Source organism: Herbaspirillum lusitanum P6-12 (assembly GCF_000256565.1).
GTDB classification, from domain to species: domain Bacteria; phylum Pseudomonadota; class Gammaproteobacteria; order Burkholderiales; family Burkholderiaceae_D; genus Herbaspirillum; species Herbaspirillum lusitanum.
Map to the genome: position 1 here is coordinate 1 of NZ_AJHH01000192.1, position 813 is coordinate 813.

The 813-nt window shown below is 61.9% G+C and carries 1 protein-coding gene; it reads left to right on the forward strand.

What is annotated here, in order from left to right; genetic code table 11:
• Positions 1-25 precede the first annotated feature (25 nt).
• Positions 26-813, forward strand: a 788-nt coding sequence (locus HLUSI_RS0106565) for a putative bifunctional diguanylate cyclase/phosphodiesterase (RefSeq protein WP_238533933.1), incomplete at its 3' end; no start/stop codon positions are given.

An 813-nucleotide genomic window follows, 5' to 3' on the forward strand; every position in this document is an offset into this window, starting at 1 on the left:
TGCGGACGCCGGCGGCGATTGCTTCGTGCAGTACTCGAATGCGCTCAACACGCGCGCGCAGGAACGCCTGGCGCTGGAGGCGCAACTGCGTCACGCGATCGAACGCAATGAGCTGGAGTTGCATTTCCAGCCGCAGCAAGGACTGACGGACGATCGCCTGGTCGGCTTCGAGGCGCTGGTGCGCTGGCGCCGCAACGGCGAGTTGATCTCGCCGGCCGACTTCATCCCGCTGGCTGAAGAGTCCGGACTGATCGTGCCGATCGGCGACTGGGTGCTGGCCGAAGCATGCCGCCAGGCCAAGATATGGAGCCTGGAAACGCCACGCAAATTCGTCATCGCGGTGAACATTTCGCCGCGCCAGTTCCATCATCCATCCTTCCTGCGCCGTGTCACCACGACGCTCGCCGAAAGCATGATCGATCCGTCCTTCATCGAGCTGGAGATCACCGAAGGCATCGTCATGCGCGATGTCGAACGCACCATCGAATTGCTGGAAGATCTGCGCAAGCGCGGCCTGACGCTGGCGATCGACGATTTCGGCACGGGCTATTCATCGCTGGCTTACCTCAAGCGATTCTCCATCGACAAGCTCAAGATCGACCAGTCCTTCATCCGCCACCTGCGTCCCAACAGCGAAGACGCGGCGATCGTGCAGGCGGTCATCAACCTGGGCCACCATCTCGGCTTGTCGGTAATTGCCGAAGGCGTGGAAACCGTGACCCAGCGCGAATTGCTGCGCGCCTGGGGCTGCGATGAAATCCAGGGTTACTTCTACGGCCGGCCAGCAGTTGTTCCTGCTGTTCTTCGGCCTGC